Origin of the sequence: Bacillus sp. 16GRE42 (assembly GCF_019837435.1) — a bacterium.
In the GTDB taxonomy this organism is placed as follows: Bacteria; Bacillota; Bacilli; order Bacillales; family Bacillaceae_G; genus Bacillus_A; species Bacillus_A wiedmannii.
On sequence record NZ_JADAXF010000002.1, the window covers coordinates 593,160 to 610,861 of the forward strand.

General features: G+C 34.8%; 18 protein-coding genes and 1 pseudogene. 6 read left to right on the forward strand and 13 right to left on the reverse strand.

The annotated features are described in order from the left end of the window. Nucleotides 1-44 precede the first annotated feature (44 nt). The 4 genes from ILS93_RS15370 to ILS93_RS15385 all read right to left on the reverse strand — a co-directional run bounded on the left by ILS93_RS15370 (nucleotide 45) and on the right by ILS93_RS15385 (nucleotide 6,018). Entirely contained in the window at nucleotides 45-374 is a 330-nt protein-coding gene (locus tag ILS93_RS15370) for a 6-aminohexanoate hydrolase (RefSeq protein ID WP_222660812.1), read from the reverse strand. A 495-nt stretch (nucleotides 375-869) separates the two neighbouring features. Then, a complete protein-coding gene (yhaM, locus tag ILS93_RS15375) occupies nucleotides 870-1,814 on the reverse strand; it encodes a 3'-5' exoribonuclease YhaM (RefSeq protein ID WP_000726645.1) in 945 nt (314 codons plus the stop codon). Between the two features lie 41 nt (nucleotides 1,815-1,855). Next, nucleotides 1,856-4,780: an ATP-binding protein gene (locus ILS93_RS15380; protein WP_222660814.1), complete on the reverse strand. Its 2,925-nt coding sequence runs from the start codon at nucleotides 4,778-4,780 to the stop codon at nucleotides 1,856-1,858. After that, complete coding sequence (locus ILS93_RS15385; protein ID WP_064473802.1) at nucleotides 4,777-6,018, reverse strand: metallophosphoesterase family protein; 1,242 nt, start codon at nucleotides 6,016-6,018, stop codon at nucleotides 4,777-4,779. The genes ILS93_RS15380 and ILS93_RS15385 overlap by 4 nt, the downstream gene beginning before the upstream one ends. Nucleotides 6,019-6,352: 334 nt before the next feature. On the opposite strand from ILS93_RS15385, the gene ILS93_RS15390 reads away from it, so the two are divergent. Further along, nucleotides 6,353-6,538, forward strand: a complete 186-nt coding sequence (locus tag ILS93_RS15390) for a YhzD family protein (RefSeq protein ID WP_000539550.1) — start codon at nucleotides 6,353-6,355, stop codon at nucleotides 6,536-6,538. Between the two features lie 24 nt (nucleotides 6,539-6,562). Here ILS93_RS15390 and ILS93_RS15395 read toward each other — a convergent pair whose 3' ends face one another. Beyond that, entirely contained in the window at nucleotides 6,563-6,925 is a 363-nt protein-coding gene (locus ILS93_RS15395; protein ID WP_000582796.1) for a hypothetical protein, read from the reverse strand. Between the two features lie 153 nt (nucleotides 6,926-7,078). On the opposite strand from ILS93_RS15395, the gene ILS93_RS15400 reads away from it, so the two are divergent. Next, on the forward strand, nucleotides 7,079-7,219 hold the full coding sequence (locus ILS93_RS15400) for a YflJ family protein (protein WP_000273536.1): 141 nt from the start codon (nucleotides 7,079-7,081) through the stop codon (nucleotides 7,217-7,219). 66 nt (nucleotides 7,220-7,285) lie between these two features. On the opposite strand, the gene ILS93_RS15405 is transcribed toward ILS93_RS15400, so the two are convergent. The 4 genes from ILS93_RS15405 to ILS93_RS15420 all read right to left on the reverse strand — a co-directional run bounded on the left by ILS93_RS15405 (nucleotide 7,286) and on the right by ILS93_RS15420 (nucleotide 10,234). Next, nucleotides 7,286-7,684 (reverse strand): hypothetical protein, encoded by a 399-nt coding sequence (locus ILS93_RS15405; RefSeq protein ID WP_064473801.1) that lies wholly within the window; start codon nucleotides 7,682-7,684, stop codon nucleotides 7,286-7,288. Between the two features lie 104 nt (nucleotides 7,685-7,788). Continuing rightward, nucleotides 7,789-8,223 carry a hypothetical protein gene (locus tag ILS93_RS15410; RefSeq protein ID WP_064473800.1) on the reverse strand — a complete coding sequence of 145 codons (435 nt, stop codon included), beginning with the start codon at nucleotides 8,221-8,223 and terminating at the stop codon, nucleotides 7,789-7,791. A 159-nt stretch (nucleotides 8,224-8,382) separates the two neighbouring features. Beyond that, nucleotides 8,383-9,027 carry a response regulator gene (locus ILS93_RS15415; RefSeq protein ID WP_064473799.1) on the reverse strand — a complete coding sequence of 215 codons (645 nt, stop codon included), beginning with the start codon at nucleotides 9,025-9,027 and terminating at the stop codon, nucleotides 8,383-8,385. Next, the gene (locus ILS93_RS15420; RefSeq protein WP_098103373.1) at nucleotides 9,017-10,234 is read right to left on the reverse strand and encodes a sensor histidine kinase; all 1,218 of its coding nucleotides are present in this window, start codon (nucleotides 10,232-10,234) and stop codon (nucleotides 9,017-9,019) included. The genes ILS93_RS15415 and ILS93_RS15420 overlap by 11 nt, the downstream gene beginning before the upstream one ends. A gap of 349 nt (nucleotides 10,235-10,583) precedes the next feature. Between ILS93_RS15420 and ILS93_RS15425 the strand changes: the two genes are divergently transcribed. After that, a complete protein-coding gene (locus ILS93_RS15425; protein ID WP_064473797.1) occupies nucleotides 10,584-11,579 on the forward strand; it encodes a zinc-dependent alcohol dehydrogenase family protein in 996 nt (331 codons plus the stop codon). 117 nt (nucleotides 11,580-11,696) lie between these two features. Beyond that, nucleotides 11,697-12,003 (forward strand): annotated as a pseudogene (locus tag ILS93_RS15430) (hypothetical protein). A gap of 791 nt (nucleotides 12,004-12,794) precedes the next feature. Here ILS93_RS15430 and ILS93_RS15435 read toward each other — a convergent pair. The 4 genes from ILS93_RS15435 to ILS93_RS15450 form a co-directional block, all read right to left on the reverse strand. Further along, nucleotides 12,795-13,106 carry a YbjQ family protein gene (locus ILS93_RS15435; protein WP_000637510.1) on the reverse strand — a complete coding sequence of 104 codons (312 nt, stop codon included), beginning with the start codon at nucleotides 13,104-13,106 and terminating at the stop codon, nucleotides 12,795-12,797. A gap of 138 nt (nucleotides 13,107-13,244) precedes the next feature. Then, nucleotides 13,245-13,448: a DUF4028 family protein gene (locus ILS93_RS15440; protein WP_064473795.1), complete on the reverse strand. Its 204-nt coding sequence runs from the start codon at nucleotides 13,446-13,448 to the stop codon at nucleotides 13,245-13,247. Nucleotides 13,449-13,614: 166 nt separating this feature from the next. Then, nucleotides 13,615-14,145 (reverse strand): general stress protein, encoded by a 531-nt coding sequence (locus ILS93_RS15445; RefSeq protein ID WP_001100080.1) that lies wholly within the window; start codon nucleotides 14,143-14,145, stop codon nucleotides 13,615-13,617. 36 nt (nucleotides 14,146-14,181) lie between these two features. Further along, the gene (locus tag ILS93_RS15450; protein ID WP_001004564.1) at nucleotides 14,182-14,322 is read right to left on the reverse strand and encodes a hypothetical protein; all 141 of its coding nucleotides are present in this window, start codon (nucleotides 14,320-14,322) and stop codon (nucleotides 14,182-14,184) included. Nucleotides 14,323-14,544: 222 nt separating this feature from the next. Here ILS93_RS15450 and ILS93_RS15455 point away from each other — a divergent pair, with 222 nt between their 5' ends. Further along, nucleotides 14,545-14,796 (forward strand): hypothetical protein, encoded by a 252-nt coding sequence (locus tag ILS93_RS15455; protein ID WP_002011075.1) that lies wholly within the window; start codon nucleotides 14,545-14,547, stop codon nucleotides 14,794-14,796. Nucleotides 14,797-15,000: 204 nt separating this feature from the next. After that, a complete protein-coding gene (locus ILS93_RS15460) occupies nucleotides 15,001-17,691 on the forward strand; it encodes a response regulator (protein WP_098103371.1) in 2,691 nt (896 codons plus the stop codon). Nucleotides 17,692-17,702 lie beyond the last annotated feature (11 nt).

Consider the following 17,702-nt stretch of genomic DNA (forward strand, 5'->3'; position numbering starts at 1 on the left):
GTGTATAAAATCACTACTGTTTTTTATTGTTTCTTATAAGTGAATTATTTGTATTCCTGTCTATATAATTTAAACGAATAAATAGCTCCAACGAAGAATACAAAGGCTTCAAATAATATAAAGATTTGACGGAAATTCTCGATATCTTTACCAACTAAAGAAATAAATATGCAATTCATTAGAATTTGAGTAGTAAACATACAAGAAATAACTTTAAAATAAATAGCATTTGTTCTTTCATCTGGTTTACCAATTTTTTTATAAATAATAATAAGTGCAATTACTGAACCCAAAAATAGAAGTGCTGTAAGTCCTACAACGATATTGAAATTGCCTGTACTTTCTAACATCCATTTGTTTAATAGATCAATCATTATTATCTTCCTTTCCTACATAAGAGAATATTTCGTTCTTCTTTTTCACTATAATAAAAAAAGAAAAAGGAAAACATCGAACTTTCTTACAAACATTCGTGTATTCTTACAGTTTTGTCATTTTGTAAATATATTCACCGCCTTGCCTTTCGCTAACTGGCGGTTCAGCTTGGCGAAAGCTAAAAACCCGCCGAAAATAAGAGCCAGGAAATGAAATTTATATTGCCTAATGCTTAAAACTACTTCCTATATCGAAAATTATGTAAATAAGCTGCCCATATGGGCAGCTTATTGTATTTTTTGCTTAGCATATTTTTCTGAAATGCTGGCGGTACTCACCTAAAAAGTTGCTATGCTCCCATTCTAGTGGCAAGATATGTTTTATTAGTTCTTCGTTACACCCATGCGTACTTCTTAACTATTTTATTTCATTTTCAATAAAAAACAGCCTCACTAAGCTTATTAACACTTAATGAGGCCATTTGATTCACATTATTAATTATGGAACGTCGGTTTATAGAACGAACGATTATCAAGTGCAAAGACACGCTCAGTGTATTCGCCTGGTTTTGTGCGTCCTAATGCGCGGTCCATCATGTTCATTTTTGCATCTAAGTTATCGATGTAGTGCAGAATTTCTGCTTCTTTTACTAATGGTGGTTTTGGGCTACCCCATTCTGCTTTTCCGTGGTGAGAAAGGACGATGTGCTGAAGGATTAATACTTCTTCTGCATCGATTTGCAGCTCGTCTGCTGCTTTCCCAATTTCGTTCACCATAATAGAAATGTGGCCAAGTAAATTTCCTTCTAACGTGTATGTTGTGGAAATTGGACCAGATAATTCGATTACTTTACCAAGGTCATGTAAAATAACGCCTGCATATAATAAGTCTTTATCTAACGATGGGTATAAAGCCGCAATAGCTTTCGCTAAATCAAGCATCGATACGACGTGATAAGCTAGTCCAGATACGAACTCGTGATGGTTCTTTGTCGCTGCTGGATATTCTAAAAATTCGTTTTGGTGCTTATTTAACAAATGTCTTGTTAGACGCTGAATGTTTGGGTTTCTCATTTCAAATATGTATTGCGTAATTTTTTCGACCATATCTTCTTTTTTCACTGGTGCTTTTTCTACGAAATCTGAGATGTCCGTTACTTCATTTTCATTCGCAACTCGGATTTGTTTCACGCGTAATTGAATACGTCCTTTGTAGTTTAAAATATCACCAGCTACTTTAACGATTGTTTCTGCTACATATTGTTTCTCAACTTCTGGTGATACGTCCCATAGCTTCGCTTCAATATCTCCACTTGGATCTTGTAAGATTACTGTTAAAAACGGCTTTCCATTGCTTGCTAAACCTTTTGTCGCTGTTTTAATTAACAAGAAAACATCGACTTGTTCACCAACTTCATATTCTGCAATTTTCTTTTTCATTCGAATTCCTCCACCAAATCAATTACTTTTAGTATAGCATACTACAACTCATTTTCTTTACGCTTATGCGTTAATTTTATAATCTGTTTTTCTGTAAAATACGTTAGTAAATGCACATGGCATGTAAAGAAGATTACTTGTCTATCTTGCGCAATTTCCTTTATTAGTTCAATTGTGCGATTTGTCCTTACCCCATCAAAATGTACGAAACTATCATCAATAATAAACGGATAGTCATGCTCAAATGTTTTCGCTAATGCAAATCGTAACGATAAATATAACTGCTCCGCTGTCGCTTGGCTTAGTTCATGACTGTAAAAACGCATACCGTCGTTACGCTCAACGATGAACGGTTCCGCCTCTGACGGTGAAAAGATTTTACTATATCGTCCGCCTGTTAAATAGACGAAATACTCTTCTGATTTTTGTAAAATACGAGGAAGATGTACTTCATGATAATATTGCTTCGTTTTCGTTAACACTGTCTTTGCGGCCGCATACGCAGCCCACTTCTTCACTTGTTCACGTACTTGCGCTTTTTTCATTTCCCATTCATGCAATAAATCACCGTACGTACTACCTTCTTCTAAATTCGCAATTTCCATACGATGTTTCGCCATGCGCTCTGTCAGTTCTTTCTCTTTCGTAAGACAGTTTTGTGCAACTGTCAGTTCTTGCTTTAATTTTTCCTCATAACCGTCAGCCTCATAATGTTCAGCTAATGATAAACTCGTTAAACGCTGTTCTAACAAATCAATTTGCGGTAATAAACGCCCTACTTGCTTCTCAGCATCTTCACGTTTTTCCGATAGTTTACCTGCTTCTAAAAACATCTCTTCATCAGTTGAATGTGCGATATGCCATAAACTATCTCGCTCTACTAACAGTTGTTTCAATTGCTCTTGCATGAACTCATATTCTTCTTGCCATTCCGCCAGCTTCTCTTTTCTCTGCTTACAAGTTTGGCGCTTTTCTTTCTCATTTTGCATACGGCTTTGTGCCTCGTGCAGCTTACTATACTCCGCACTACCGATAACAGTTTCTAGTTTATGTTCAAATTGCGAAATCATTTCATATAATGAAGATTTACGAGCGCCTTGTTTCTCTAACTCACGATATAATTGCTGCATTTTTTCCATACGCTCAAACGCTGGCAATATGTGTGCATACGTATAAAATTCAGGGAACATATAGCGCATTTTATACACATCTACTTGTTCGCTAGTGCGGAACGTTTCTCTCTCCCATTCCTCATACGATGAAACGACTTTATCATACGCTCGTTCCATTTGTTGTAACTTATACGACTCGCGCTCAAATAGCTTCCGAATCTCTTCATCTTTTTCTAACTGATAGCGAACAGACATCGCTTCTTCACTTTGTCTCCCGCCAGCACTTTGCTGAAGAGTAAGAAACTCTTCTTGTAATCCACTTGACGGATCTTTATATAAAACGAGGGCCAGAACAATCCCTACAAAAATAATGACACTAATAAATAAGAGTAGGCGGTTATCTATAAATAAACTCGTGAATAAAACAAGCGTGTTAATAATAAGTAACAGAAGACAAACTCTTTGCCACTGCTTTTTCTTTTGCATAGCTGCTCCTGCTTTTTCCTCATACTTGCGCTTCATTCTCTCTGCGCCCATACCGATAAACGCCGCATCTTGGAACGACTTCTCTTTCTCCGCTAACGTATTTCGCTCTTCCTCCGCTAACATTTGTTGCTTAATCTGTCTTATGTTTTCTTCTTGTTCTTCTAATTGCTCCTGCGCCACTTTAAAACGGTCATCGAGCTGCGCTTTTTGCGTTTCTAGTTCGCGCGCCTTTTGCACTGCTTGGGTAATTAACTCTTTCGTTGCCAAACTCATATCAAACGAAAGAACTGTTTCTTTTTCAAAAGTAGCACCGATTTGTTGCTCTAGCTCCGTAAGTTCTTCTTTTATATTCGTAATCGTTCCTGTCATATCACGCATTTCTTGGCGTGCATTTTCGTAAGACATGTGCTGCATACGAAGTTCTTCTACATAACTTTCTTTTTGTAAAAACTCTTCATCTATTTGAATCGATTCCATTTCCGATTGCACATTCTCTATTTTTTTATAGAGCGAATCAACTTGTAATTGGAGCGGCTCCATCTTCGCCTTAATCGCTTCATAACGCGCCATCCCGTTTACAGGAAATTGCCCGCTCTCGTTTTGTAACACTTTCTCATGCGCACGCTTTTCAATAACGAGAGGCTCAAGCGCAGCTAATATTTCATAATCTTGCTTTCGCTTTTCTGCACTCTCTTTTTCCACGCGAACAGCAGCAAGTTTCTCTTCACTTTCTTTTAACTGCTCCACTTGCTTTTCATACGTGCCAATTTTCCCTTGCCACTCTTTCATCTTCTCTTCAAGCTTCTTCATCTCTTGCAGTGACACGTTAATTTCTGGTTTACGACCACTCGGCTTAAAGCGCTGATCCATTTCTTTTTCTAGCTTTTTATCTAGCTGTAATAACGCATCACTTCCGACTGCACTTGCCGAAAATAAATAATTGCCGATATCCACTTCGCCTAGCTGGTGAATATTTTGAAGACCGTGCATATCAAATGAAAAGACAGATTCAAATAAACTTTCATTCATCCCGCTTAGTATGTCCTGTAAAATTTCTTCGCCGCCCGTTTTTCCGTCTTCAAAATAAACGGTCACCTCACCAGCTGCCGTCTTTGGCAATCGTTCAATTTTCAAACGACCGTACTTCTCTGTTTGCACAGTCATCGCACCGCCATACTTGCCGCCTTCTTTCGGCTCATAACGGCGCTGTCCTCTCGTCGGAAAACCGAATAAAATACTTTTCATAAACGAGCGAATTGTCGATTTCCCCGCTTCATTTTCACCGTACAGCACCGTCAGCATTGAAAGATCCATTTCCACATTTTCTAATTTTCCGTACCCATAAATATGGAGTTTTTCAATTCTCATTTTTTATCCCTCTCTTGCTGGAATAATTGCTCTAAAATAATATTTTCCGCTTCCTTTTGAATCTCTTTCTTCTCTTCTTCTGTAAAAGATTCAATACTATTACGCGCTACAGGAGATGTCCAAATCGTGCGCAACACACCGTCCATATTAGTGAACGCTTCTAACTCTTTTAGCACACTACCGACGAAATGATTTTCTTCTTTCAAACGCTCGATTTCCGCAAAAGAAACCGTCTCATTTTTCCACTTCATCGCATATACGAAATCTTTTCGCTCTTCTCCCGCTGCTAAAATATGAAAAATCTCTTCCGCGCGCTTGTCATCACGTAAATAAGGAGAAAGTGGGCCCTGCCCTGTAAATATGACAGTTAATAGTGTCCCTTCTTCTTCTCTTCGGCATTCATTCATCATGGTTGATATCACCGTCATAAGTTCATCAACAGTTTCCAGTCCATCGATACTCACTTCTACCTCATCCCACACAACATCCGCTGTATGGAAAAATGAACATTGCGTTCCCTGTTTCGTAAGTTCAATAAGATACGCGCCCTTCTCTCCAGTTTCCTTACGATGACGCCCTTGTATATTCCCTGGATAAATAATGCACGGCTCTTCTAATAAAATTTCACGTTTATGTATATGACCAAGAGCCCAATAATCAAACTGCTTTTCTTTCAGCTCACGAATTTGAAACGGTGCATAGCGATTATGCTCTGCATCTCCTTCCACACTTCCGTGAAGCATGCCAATATGAAAAGGTGCATCACTCATTTTCATATACTGCGCTGTCATATTATCCGTTACCGCTTGCTGTAAATAACTAAACCCGTAAATAGAAGCGAATAGCTCACCATTTTTATAAAATGATTTCTCTTCTACATAAGGCTCCGTAAACACATGAACATTTTCCGGAAACTCAATTGCTGCCCAGCTTCCCCCTAAATGATCGTGGTTACCGTGAATAATAAAAACAGGGATATCGTACTGCGACAGTCTCTTCATTTGCTCGCGCACAAACACTTGCGCCCTCAAACTTCTCGTCTCCGCATCATACAAATCCCCGGCTAGTAATACGAAATCAACGCGCTCTTGAATCGCTTTATCAATAATACGTTCGAACGATTCAAACGTACTTTGTTTCATTCTCTCCCAAACAGACTGTGGTACATTCATCTCCATCCCTTTAAACGGACTATCCAAATGCAAATCAGCCGCATGTATAAACTTCACTTGTTTCACAAATAACGATCCTTTCTATATTTCAAAAGTTTCATTTTATCAATATTAAAATTGCTGAAAACTTTAATAAGTAGGCATGAATAGACTCCCCAATAGTTACAGTTTCACCTTACCCCGTATTAACGGGCAGTAGACAAAGAAGCTTATCTGAAAGTTAACTGCCCATAAATACCCGATTGGTTCAACTAATAATAAGCAGGGGATAAAAAACTCCCCTGCTTATTAAAGTTTCACTTTATTGTAACACGCAATGTCATATATTTCTTTGCATATTCTAGTGATTTATGCCAAAATAGTTATAAGATTCTGATTTTTATTATTGGAGGGAATTTTCATGGGAGTATACGTTCTAACAGTCTTTGAAAAAGATGGTTCAAAAGCATTAGATGAATCATTCGAGGCGGCAACTGAAAAAGAAGCGAAAGCAAAAGGTGAATCTATTTTACAAGAAAAAGGATTGCACGAAAAAACACATCGCTGTACATCTTCTGCAGGTAAGCTCGTTTTATTCCAGCGCTAAAAAAGAAGCGTCATCCGCTTCTTTTTACTCTACTATATCTTCGTCACACCACGTAAACACCACATCTAGAATGCGATTACCGATACGTACGCGCTTATTCCATTTTCCTGTTTGGATCTGATGTTGCAATTCTGCTTTCATCTTTTCCGTCCAGTCGTGAATCGTTTCACTACCGGCGTACGGATATACGCTCGGAAACTCTTCCTGCAGTAGATGCAAGCTCTCTGCATCAAAATGAAAATGGAAGAAGTAGTTTGCTGTAAGCGATGGTTCTTGCAATCGTAAAAAATGATCATCAACTTGCTTTCTATTCCTATAGAAAGTAAAGATATTCACTTTACCGCTCGTAATTTGGTCAATTTGAATTTCGTGCTTCTCTATAATCACGTCTTGTCCACCTCGTTATATACTATCCTTAGTATATATGTCTTTTGCAACAAAGTTAACCATTTTCGCGCGAAATTCATTTCCTTCATTAATACCCGTACCTCCAAGTATGATCAGAACAAACAAAAAACAAAGTTGAAGGGGAGCGATCACATGTATTTCGGAAGCAAAGGTTGGTATGTAAAAGAACTTAAAAAATTAGGTATTCGTACTTACGAAGGTAAAAAACTAGAATCATATCGTACGCATGTGTTATCTAGTTTACTTGAGAGAATGAAGAAGGCTTCGGCTTAATTGATGTAGGAAGCAACTACGGTTGCTTCCTTTTTATTTAGTAAATAAAAAGAAAATCATCATACCTTAACTTATTAACTTTACCGTTATACTTCCTTGATAGAAACCACCCATTATCAACTGAATCTCTAGTACCAAATACTCTTCCAGATAATCATTTGTATATATTTTAAATTCTCCATACTTATTAACTCGTCCGCTTCCAACATACATATCACCACTTGTTATGATAATTGTTGAATGAGGTTCTGCACGGCCCCATATACGACTATTACTATAGTCCAAAGCATCCACATTTATTTTTTGATGAATATTATTAACTGAATCTCTACATTTATTTTCACACAAATTAACATTGCTTTCTTCCGCCCTCGAAAGTGCTCGATTCCTGCTAGTCTTTTCTGAAGAGAAAGCAACATTCCCCAGCCAATTAAACCTATCAAATATAGTAATAGGTAAAAACATCTAAGTTAACTCCCCCCATTCTTCCAATACGTTCTTCTCATTTTTATGAACTTATAACAATACATTTTATGTTGGGATAAAAGAAAACAGCTTTGATTTCCTATTCAATTTCGCACTGTTAATTTGTACAGAACACATAGAATACTGTTTTTCACCCCAGATGCCATGACAACACTACATAAAAGAAACCACGGTCCATTAAATGTAAATCCATCTTCAAATATATTAATAATAATTATGTTGCCAATTATTAAGAGAATCCATGAAATGGAATACTGTTTTCCATTTGTAATATATAAAATTCCATCCTCATAACAGACTGTAATTCCCCCACCTTGCCAAACACCAATAGCGAAAGAAAAAAGCATAACTGCCAATAACTCTGCTTGTAAATCTCTAGTCATTGGTTGCGGCGCCGTATAAGTAATAATCCCTATCATCATGAGAAAAGTAATAATATGTATCCAGTTTAATTTTGTTTGTTTGCTTTGCAGCCAAATAAAGAAAATTACTACAGAAATTAAAAACAAAGTTGCCATTTAATTATTCTTCTTCCTTTCCCACATTAAAAACGTCTGTGTAACGCAATTAGAGCGTTCTTAAATCTCTCATACTTTCTAAAGCATAACATGAGAAAGAAATAAAAAAATCGTACAAAAGGGCAAGCCTATAATGTACGATTGGGCATATATAATGTTTTAAAAATGAATTAATTTCCTTTCAATAGATACAGCTACTGCTTCTGATCTTGAATTAACACCTAATTTATTGTATATATTTGTTAAATACGCTTTTACCGTTCGCTCAGCTATTCCCATATCGAATGCAATTTCTTTATTCTTATTTCCACGCGCAATAGCTTTCAACACAAACAATTCTTTTTCTGTTAAGTTATTTTCTTCAACCATATTAGCATGTATTTCTTTCCTTTTATAATTCACTATCTTTTCCATAATATTGGGTTGTAGTAATATCTCACCTCGAATAGCCGCTTCCAATGTTCGAAACAAATTCTCACGATCCGTATCTTTTAGCAAATATCCTTTTGCCCCTAACTCAATTCCCTTTAACATTAATTCATCTTCGTTATAAGTAGTTAATATAATAATCGGCGTATGGTTTTGTTTTTCATTCAAAGCCTCAATTGTTTCTAAACCACTCATTTTAGGCATATTCAAATCCATTAAAATAACATCAGGTTTCTTTTTTTCTATGAAAGAAAGGGCTTCTTCTCCGTTTGCAGCCTCACCTATAATTTGAAATGAATCACTCGTTTCTATTATTAATTTCAGACCTTCTCTTACAACGAAATGATCATCCACAATTAATACGTTATACTTCATGGCTATCTCCTTCATGATTGATAGGTACTTGAATATACACTTTCGTACCCTTCATCTTTTCACTCAATATATGTATTTCTCCATTCATCAATCGAACACGCTCATTTAAGCCAATTAAGCCGTAATGTCCAGGATTCTTACCGATATCTCCAGTGTCAAAACCAATTCCATTATCTTCAACTTCAATAGTAAGTTTTTCAAGATCATCGATATATTCAACTTTTAAATTTACCTCTGTTGCCTGCGAATGTTTTGCGATATTCGTTAAACATTCACTAATTACATATAAGCAGTGCTCTTTTACTACGCTTGAAATATGCGGAGGGCTTTGAATAGTAAATCTCACGTGTATAGACGTAGCCTCAGAAAAACGTTGAACTTCTTCCTCTACTGCTTTATTAAATGAATTGGTAGTATGACGCAAATCATCAATAACCAGCCTTGCATCATGTAAAGTTTGTCTCGCTCTTATCATAGTTTGTTTCATAATCTCTTGAGATCGCACTGTATTCCCTTTTTGCATATGGGCATCTATTGCTTCCAATTGCATAATTAAGCTCGCTACACCTTGCGCTAACGTATCATGTAAATCTCTTGCCATTCGCTGTCTTTCATTAGCTAATGTCAATTCTTCCACTCTCATATATGCAGACTCTAACTCTTGAATATAACTCTGTATACGATTACGTGCATCAAATTGCTGCTTATTAATATAAGAAAAAGGAATAATAATTGCTAACACTAAAAGAAACATAGAAATAAGAATAGCTAATTTATTCACACCATAATTTATACTAATTGCAGTACAAAATATGGCGTACATAAGAGTAAAAACTGCTATTACTTTAAATATATTGTGATAAACATATAGACTTTGGGCAATTAAAATAGGTGTTAATCCAACAAAAATTGCTATCGAAGCATTTGGTACAATAAATGCAGCCAAAAACACAATGAAAAGTTGTACAAAAAAGAAGTATAACAATTGCCTATTCCTTAATGAACTAGCATACCAATGAAAAACAGTATGAATAACAATGACTATTGTAAAGAAGAAACTATCCATTGAGAGAATACTATTACGAAATTCTAAAAGCATTGAAGCTATATATACGAGTGTAATCCATAAAATAATAAACCTTCTTGGAATAAATACCGCTTCCAATACATTTTTATCCAAATCTATATTTGAATTTATTTTTTTCATATTCGACCTCCACCATTATATTATACAAGATACAGCTTACATTTTGATAAAGTGAAGGCTTTTACATACAGCCCGACTCCCACAAATAGCGGGATAAGTCACTTATTCCTCTTCATCCTCATTACCAAATACAAATATTAATTATTGTATATCGAAATGCATTGATATTTATGTAAGATTATTATTCAGCAATGCTACATAATTAATGTATATTTTAAAAGTTTGCACAATCAAAATCTCCTCAAAGTATAAACGACGACTTTCTGTTCCCTTTTACTTAGTGCTAATGAAATAATCATTTAAACTGAAAATGCTATAATAAACCCAATCAAACTAAGGGGGCACATTTATCTTGCACGGAAAACACATTCGATTTCATGAGTTTGGGAACCCAAAAGATGTATTACAAGTTGAATATAAAAATATAGAACCATTAAAAGATAATGAAGTTTTAATCCGTATGTTAGTTAGACCGATCAATCCATCTGACTTAATTCCCATAACCGGAGCGTACGCTCATAGAATCCCTTTACCTAACATACCTGGTTATGAAGGTGTTGGTATTGTCGAAGATGTAGGTACGGGCGTTACTAGAGAGCTTATCGGTAAACGTGTTTTACCGTTACGAGGCGAAGGTACTTGGCAAGAGTATGTGAAGACATCAGCTGATTTTGTAGTCCCTATTCCTGATTCCATCGATGATTTCACAGCGGCACAAATGTATATTAATCCACTTACGGCATGGGTTACATGTACAGAAACGTTAAACTTACAGCGTAATGACGTTTTATTAGTGAATGCTTGCGGATCCGCTATTGGACATTTATTTGCACAGTTATCACAAATTTTAAACTTCCGATTAATTGCTATTACAAGAAATAATAAGCATACAGAAGAATTACTACGCCTTGGTGCTAAGTATGTAATTGATACTTCCACTGCCCCGCTTTATGAAACAGTTATGGAATTAACAAACGGGCTCGGTGCGGATGCTGCGATTGATTCTATCGGAGGACCAGATGGAAATGCATTAGCTTTCTCCTTACGTCCAAACGGGCACTTTTTAACGATCGGGCTTCTATCAGGAATACAAGTGAACTGGGCAGAGATTGTCACGAAAGCAAAAGTGCACGCGAACATATTTCACTTACGACATTGGAATAAAGAAGTGTCACCATATAAATGGCAAGAAACGTTTCATCACTTAATTCGTTTAGTAGAAAATAAGCAATTACGTTTTATGACGGTACATTCTACGTATGACTTAGCGGATGTGAAAGCAGCAGTTGATGTCGTGCAGTCTGCTGAGAAAACGAAAGGGAAAGTGTTTTTGACGAGTTATTAAATGCAATTGAAGAAGTCTTTTTGATTGACCTTTTAAATAGACTAAATAATACGTTTAGAAACATATAATTATAAACACCTGGTATAATTCCATTAAAAGGTAAAAGGAGATTTTCACATGTGGTTCATTTCGGCAATCGCGCCTGTTGTAATAGTTGGTGGAATTGTAGTATTTGTAATGAAAAGATTGGAACATAAATATAAGAACGGAAAATTAGGTAAGAAAAAATCTCAAAAAGCTCAACTGTTATTAAATAGTTTCATACCTATGGGAATGCTTGTTGGCTGTATGATCGGTTTGATTTTCGGTATGTTTTTCCCGGACCTCTCCCTGCTTTCAGTTAGTTTAGGGGCCGGAATAGGCTATTTATTTGGTTATTTCGCCTATGAAATTTATAAGTAAGACAGGAGATAATTTTTCATAATCCAAAAAGAATAATCAGGACAGTACATAGTAGTCATATACAATATGTACTGTCCTTTACTTTTGCATCAATGCTATCACCTTGCCTTTCACATCCTATACACCTTTTTTATTGATTTTCCTCTCCTCCCTCTTTTGTATATCCACTTTTTTATTTTCATTGGATCTATACCCATAGTAAAGTAGAGCACATGTAATAACTGAACCTACAATATATCCTAAAAAACATCCTAACCAAAACATAATGTGACTGCCTCCAATGCTTTATAAATTTTATGTAATACAACGCCTTACATGCTCAATCGTTTATTTCTATAAACTATACACCCTCTAAAGTTATTCATACCATTATTTCTCCCCTTACCTCAAATAACAATTTTATTATTTATCATAAAGTTGACACTCTCATTATACATATATATAGATTGTTGTACTTCTTACTTTTCTCCTTGAAAACAATATATACTACATTTGAAATAAGCGGGTACGTCTGCTTATTATCTAAATTCCCGTGCAATATCCCCTCACGAAATGCTAGGAGCAATCCTAGCATTTTATACAATAACGTTTGACGAAAAAGTTTTGGCCACTTTAAACATATGTAAATTATAGTTTCTTTTCAACTTTATCACTTAAACGGTTATATCATTTGAGTAAGCTAGTACATTCGCCCTCATCTTATTTTTTCCACTTATAAAAATCCATCCTCTCTTCTTCATTTTAACTTTAATCATGAAACAAAAAAATCCCCTCAAAGCATCAACTTCAAGGGGGAGCCTGTTTTTCATTTACTTATATACGTACAGCTGTACCACTGACAGCAACCATTAACATTCCATCACGAACAACCTCGTAATCTACGTCAATACCAACGATAGCGTTCGCACCTTTTTGTTTTGCAAGTTCTTTCATTTCATCCATTGCGATATCACGAGCTTCTTTTAGCTTGCTTTCGTAAGAACCAGCACGACCACCGACAACATCACGAACGGAAGCGAATAAGTCGCGGACAATATTTGCACCCATAATAGCTTCACCATTTACAATATCAATATACTCAATAATTTCTTTACCTTGAATTCCAGACGTTGTTGTTACAATCATGACTGACACTCTCCTAATAAGTTGTAATTTTTTAATGCGCTTTCTTATGTCTTTATTATGACACGGAAAAAGTATCTAATCTATTGAATTACCTTACAGGAGTGTGACAATTTTGTAAGATTAAAGCGCCTATTATGCTTAATAAATTGCTTTAACATTCGGATACATAAATGATTCTCTATTTTCTTTCCAATCCTTTTCTACTTCTTTAAAAGTTGGTCGCCCTACTTCTTCCTTGTTTTTCTGTTTATGAAACCATTTCTTTACATACTTCTCCCCATTTTGATTTTGAACTGTACAAAGGAAACTATTACTACTATCCTTTACTATTTTTACAATCACGAAAAGACACCTCTTCCCTTTTTAATATCATAATAGAACTTGATCTTTTACTATAAGCCCTTCCTCTCTTATAGTCATACGACTCCTCGGCCGCGCCAAAGTTGTAAGATCAAAAAACGATATTCACTATGTTTATATTTTGCATCATTGATATGTGAAGTAAATATTATTTAAAGAAATCAGAGTTATAAGCATTATGCTTATCAAATATTTTATAGATTTCTAACTTATCATCTAATTTTGCATCTACTAAAATTAATATATTTCCATCGTAAATGTATTCTTCATATTTCTTAGCATGTTCTTCGGGAATTCCTAATCCGATAAATGCTCCTATTAAACTTCCAGCTCCTCCGCCTATACCGGCCCCTCCAATAGCTGCTGCGATAGGTCCCGCTGCTACGATTGGACCCATTCCAGAAACGGCAAGTATACCAAGACCTGTTAATAAACCACCGAGTCCGCCTGCTACTCCTCCTGCCACAAGCCCTGTCGCTGAAAAGATATCCGCTTTATGTGCAGTTTCATGATTCACTTTTTCACCCGATTTTTCTTCCAGATGTTCAATTTCCTTTTGATCCTTCGCAATAGCTGAAATATTATCCGCCGAGTATCCTTTATCATTTAATTCATTAATAACACATGCCGCATCATCAATTGTTCTAAAAACACCTACTATTTTTCTATCTACATTCATAACTATTAACCTCCTAAAATTTTATATAGTGTATCTTTATCTTTCTTCATTTCTGTATACACTAATCTTCTTATTAACATAACCATTTACGAAAAAAGCGAATAATAAAAGGATTACAAGCGAACTACTTAACAAGTAAATTAAATCAAATGTAATATCAATCATCATTTCATTCATGTATACCAGACTCCTTTTTATTTAAAGTAAAAGTATATTTTTATAGACTAGAAATCTTATAATTCATCTTCAGTCAATCTCTTTGTAGTATATGTATACCCTTCGTAACCCTTTCTAAACCTAAAATACTATAATTATATTTTTTCTTATTTATATGTTTAACATTTTTTAAAACGGGTATGTTTATATTGTTATGCTTACTATATGGAAGGGAATATTTCGATGAATGCAATCCAATCTACTACTATTCTTTATAATGAAACACCTACAATAACGCAGATTCATCATTTTTATGCTTTAATGACAACATTTCAAACTAATTTATTTATAAGTAAACATGGAACACTTACTTCTATTAAAAGCTTAAGCACATTAATATCCTTTTTCCTTACTGTAAAAAAGAGAGAGCTTGTATTATTTATCTTTGAAGGAATAGATGCAAAAAAAGCTTTAAGCACACTCTTTCCTTCTTAAAAGTTTTATTATCCCCCGATTCCCTCGATCGTTACTTTTCATATATGTTTATATTTCAAAATGATTTCCTCTATTCAAAACGAGACCCCCTTATACAATAGGGGGATTTCTAGTTTGGCCTTATGAAAACTGATATAATATATATTACGTTTTTCATTCTTTACAATAGAAAACTTTTAATAACCTTGAAGGTAGGAATTTTTAATGAAATCGAAAGCAAAATTTAGTATTCGCTACAAAATTATGGCTGGTTATTTAGTTATGATTTTGTTCTTACTTATTTCTTTCATTATGTTAAACAATGAGATTTCCAATCTACAAAAATCTCGTAATTTTATTATTGATCACGATTTTAAAGTTCTTAATTTAACGAATCAAGTGGAGAAAGAATTGCTAACAATTGAAAATAAAGCGAAAGGATTTATTACTTCTAATGATGCAAATTACGTTCAATCCCTTAACACTGCGGAAAAGGATTACGAAAAACATTATCAAGATCTTTTTGCTCTATTAGAGGATAACCCCTCTCAGCAAGAAAAATTAAAACAGATTAATGAAAACATCAATAGTTGGATTAATAAAGAGATTCACCCATTCATTACAAATCACAATAGTAATAACATACAAGCAATCGACACGACTCAAATTCAGTCATTACAATCGCAGATAACTAACTTCCGTGGTGTAGAGGAGCAACTAACGAAAAAAAGAGCTGCACAATTAGATACTGAAAATAATAAATTAGAGATTTGGTTATACAGTTTATTGTTCTTACTTTCTTGTATTTCTATTATCATTTCACTCTATATTTCGAATTCCATTACAAAAACGATTAAAAATGTAATTCAAGCTATTAAATCCATTTCTTCTAAAGAAAAAATTACTGAAAGAATTCATGTAAACACGCGGGATGAAATAAAAGATCTTGCTCATACAACGAACCACCTACTAGACGAAATATCTAAAAGAGAGTGGTTACAAACCGAGCTTGCAGAATTAATTTTAATGTATCAAGGTGTACCTTCTATTGAGATGTTAGGTAAAAAAATTCTTAGTGGAGTTATACAAAAAACGCAAACCTCTTGCGGTGCATTTTATGTACGTGAAGAAATTGAAGAAACTGTCTACTATGTGAAAAAAGCTTCTTTCGCCGATCAAGGTTCTGATGTCGGAAAACAATCCATTAAAATGGGTGAAGGTTTAATTGGGCAATGTGCTTTAGAAAAACAAATCTTTATTCTTCGAGAAATACCAGAAGAATTTCGTTATGTCACTAGCGGCCTATTAGAAATACGCCCTCAAAACCTACTAGTCATCCCTATCTTATTTGAAGATGAAGTGATTGCAGTAATGGAGTTAGTAAGTGTAACTGAGATTTCAGACTTACATCAAGATTTAATTCAACAAACTGTTGATAACCTAGGTTTAACGATCCATAGTATTATGGGACGTATGCGAATTCAAACTCTTTTACATGAATCACAAGCAATGACAGAAGAGTTACAAGTTCAATCAGAAGAATTGCAAACGCAAGCTGAAGAACTACAAATGCAAGCCGAAGAATTAAGAACAACGAATGAACAACTAGAGTCTAGAACGGAAGAGGCCGAGCAAAAGACAGCTGACTTACAAATTACTAAATCAGAATTAGAAGAAAAAGCAAGTGAGTTATTACGTAGCTCAAAATACAAATCAGAATTTCTAGCAAATATGTCACACGAATTACGCACACCGTTAAATAGTATTTTACTATTATCTGAAATGTTAAAAGAAAATCATGATAATCATTTATCCGATGATGAAATTGAATTAGCGACCGTTATTCATTCATCAGGGAAAGATTTACTTACTTTAATTAATGACATACTAGATTTATCTAAAGTAGAAGCCGGAAAACTAGATGTGATTTTTGAAGCAACGAACATAAGTGACATGGCAGCAAATATGCAGCAAAACTTTTTACATATAGCTGCACAAAAAAATGTTGAATTTATGATTGAAGACAGTGATACGATTCCTGATTTGTTTTACACAGATGCAAAACGGATTGAACAAATTATTAAAAACTTATTATCCAATGCATTTAAATTCACGGAAAAAGGATCCGTCACTTTACATTTCGATTCGATAGAAACAACTAATTTGAGTCATGATATGCAGTATATAAGTAAAGATTGGATGACAATTTCAGTAAAAGATACTGGTATTGGTATTGCAAAAGAACAGCATCAACTCATTTTCGAAGCCTTTCAACAGGCAGATGGGGCAACGATTCGAAAATATGGTGGTACAGGCTTAGGGTTATCTATTTGTAAAGAGTTTGCTAGATTATTAGGTGGTTGGATTACGTTAGAGAGTAACGTAGGAGAAGGCAGTACTTTCACCGTATATATCCCTAACCTTCCAAATGGGTTAACTGATATACAAGTATCCAATTTAGAAGTCGCAGCAACGATAGAAGATGTTATTCCTGCTGAAGTTATTGAGGAAACTATTGTGACGGCAGAAACAAATAACGTCTTCCAAGAGAAAACTATTTTAATTGTCGATGATGATCATCGAAATATATTTGCATTACAAAATGCATTAGAAAAACAACATGCCAACATTATTACTGCACAAAACGGCATAGAGTGTTTAGAAATACTAAAAAACAATACAAATATTGACCTTATCTTAATGGATATTATGATGCCGAATATGGACGGTTATGAAACGATGGAACATATCCGAATGAACTTACGGTTACATGAAGTACCTATTATCGCACTAACTGCTAAAGCAATGCCAAATGATAAAGAAAAATGTTTATCTGCTGGCGCTTCAGATTATATAAGTAAACCATTAAATTTACATCAACTCTATTCAGTAATGAGTGTATGGTTAATAAAATAAGTGAGGTTTAG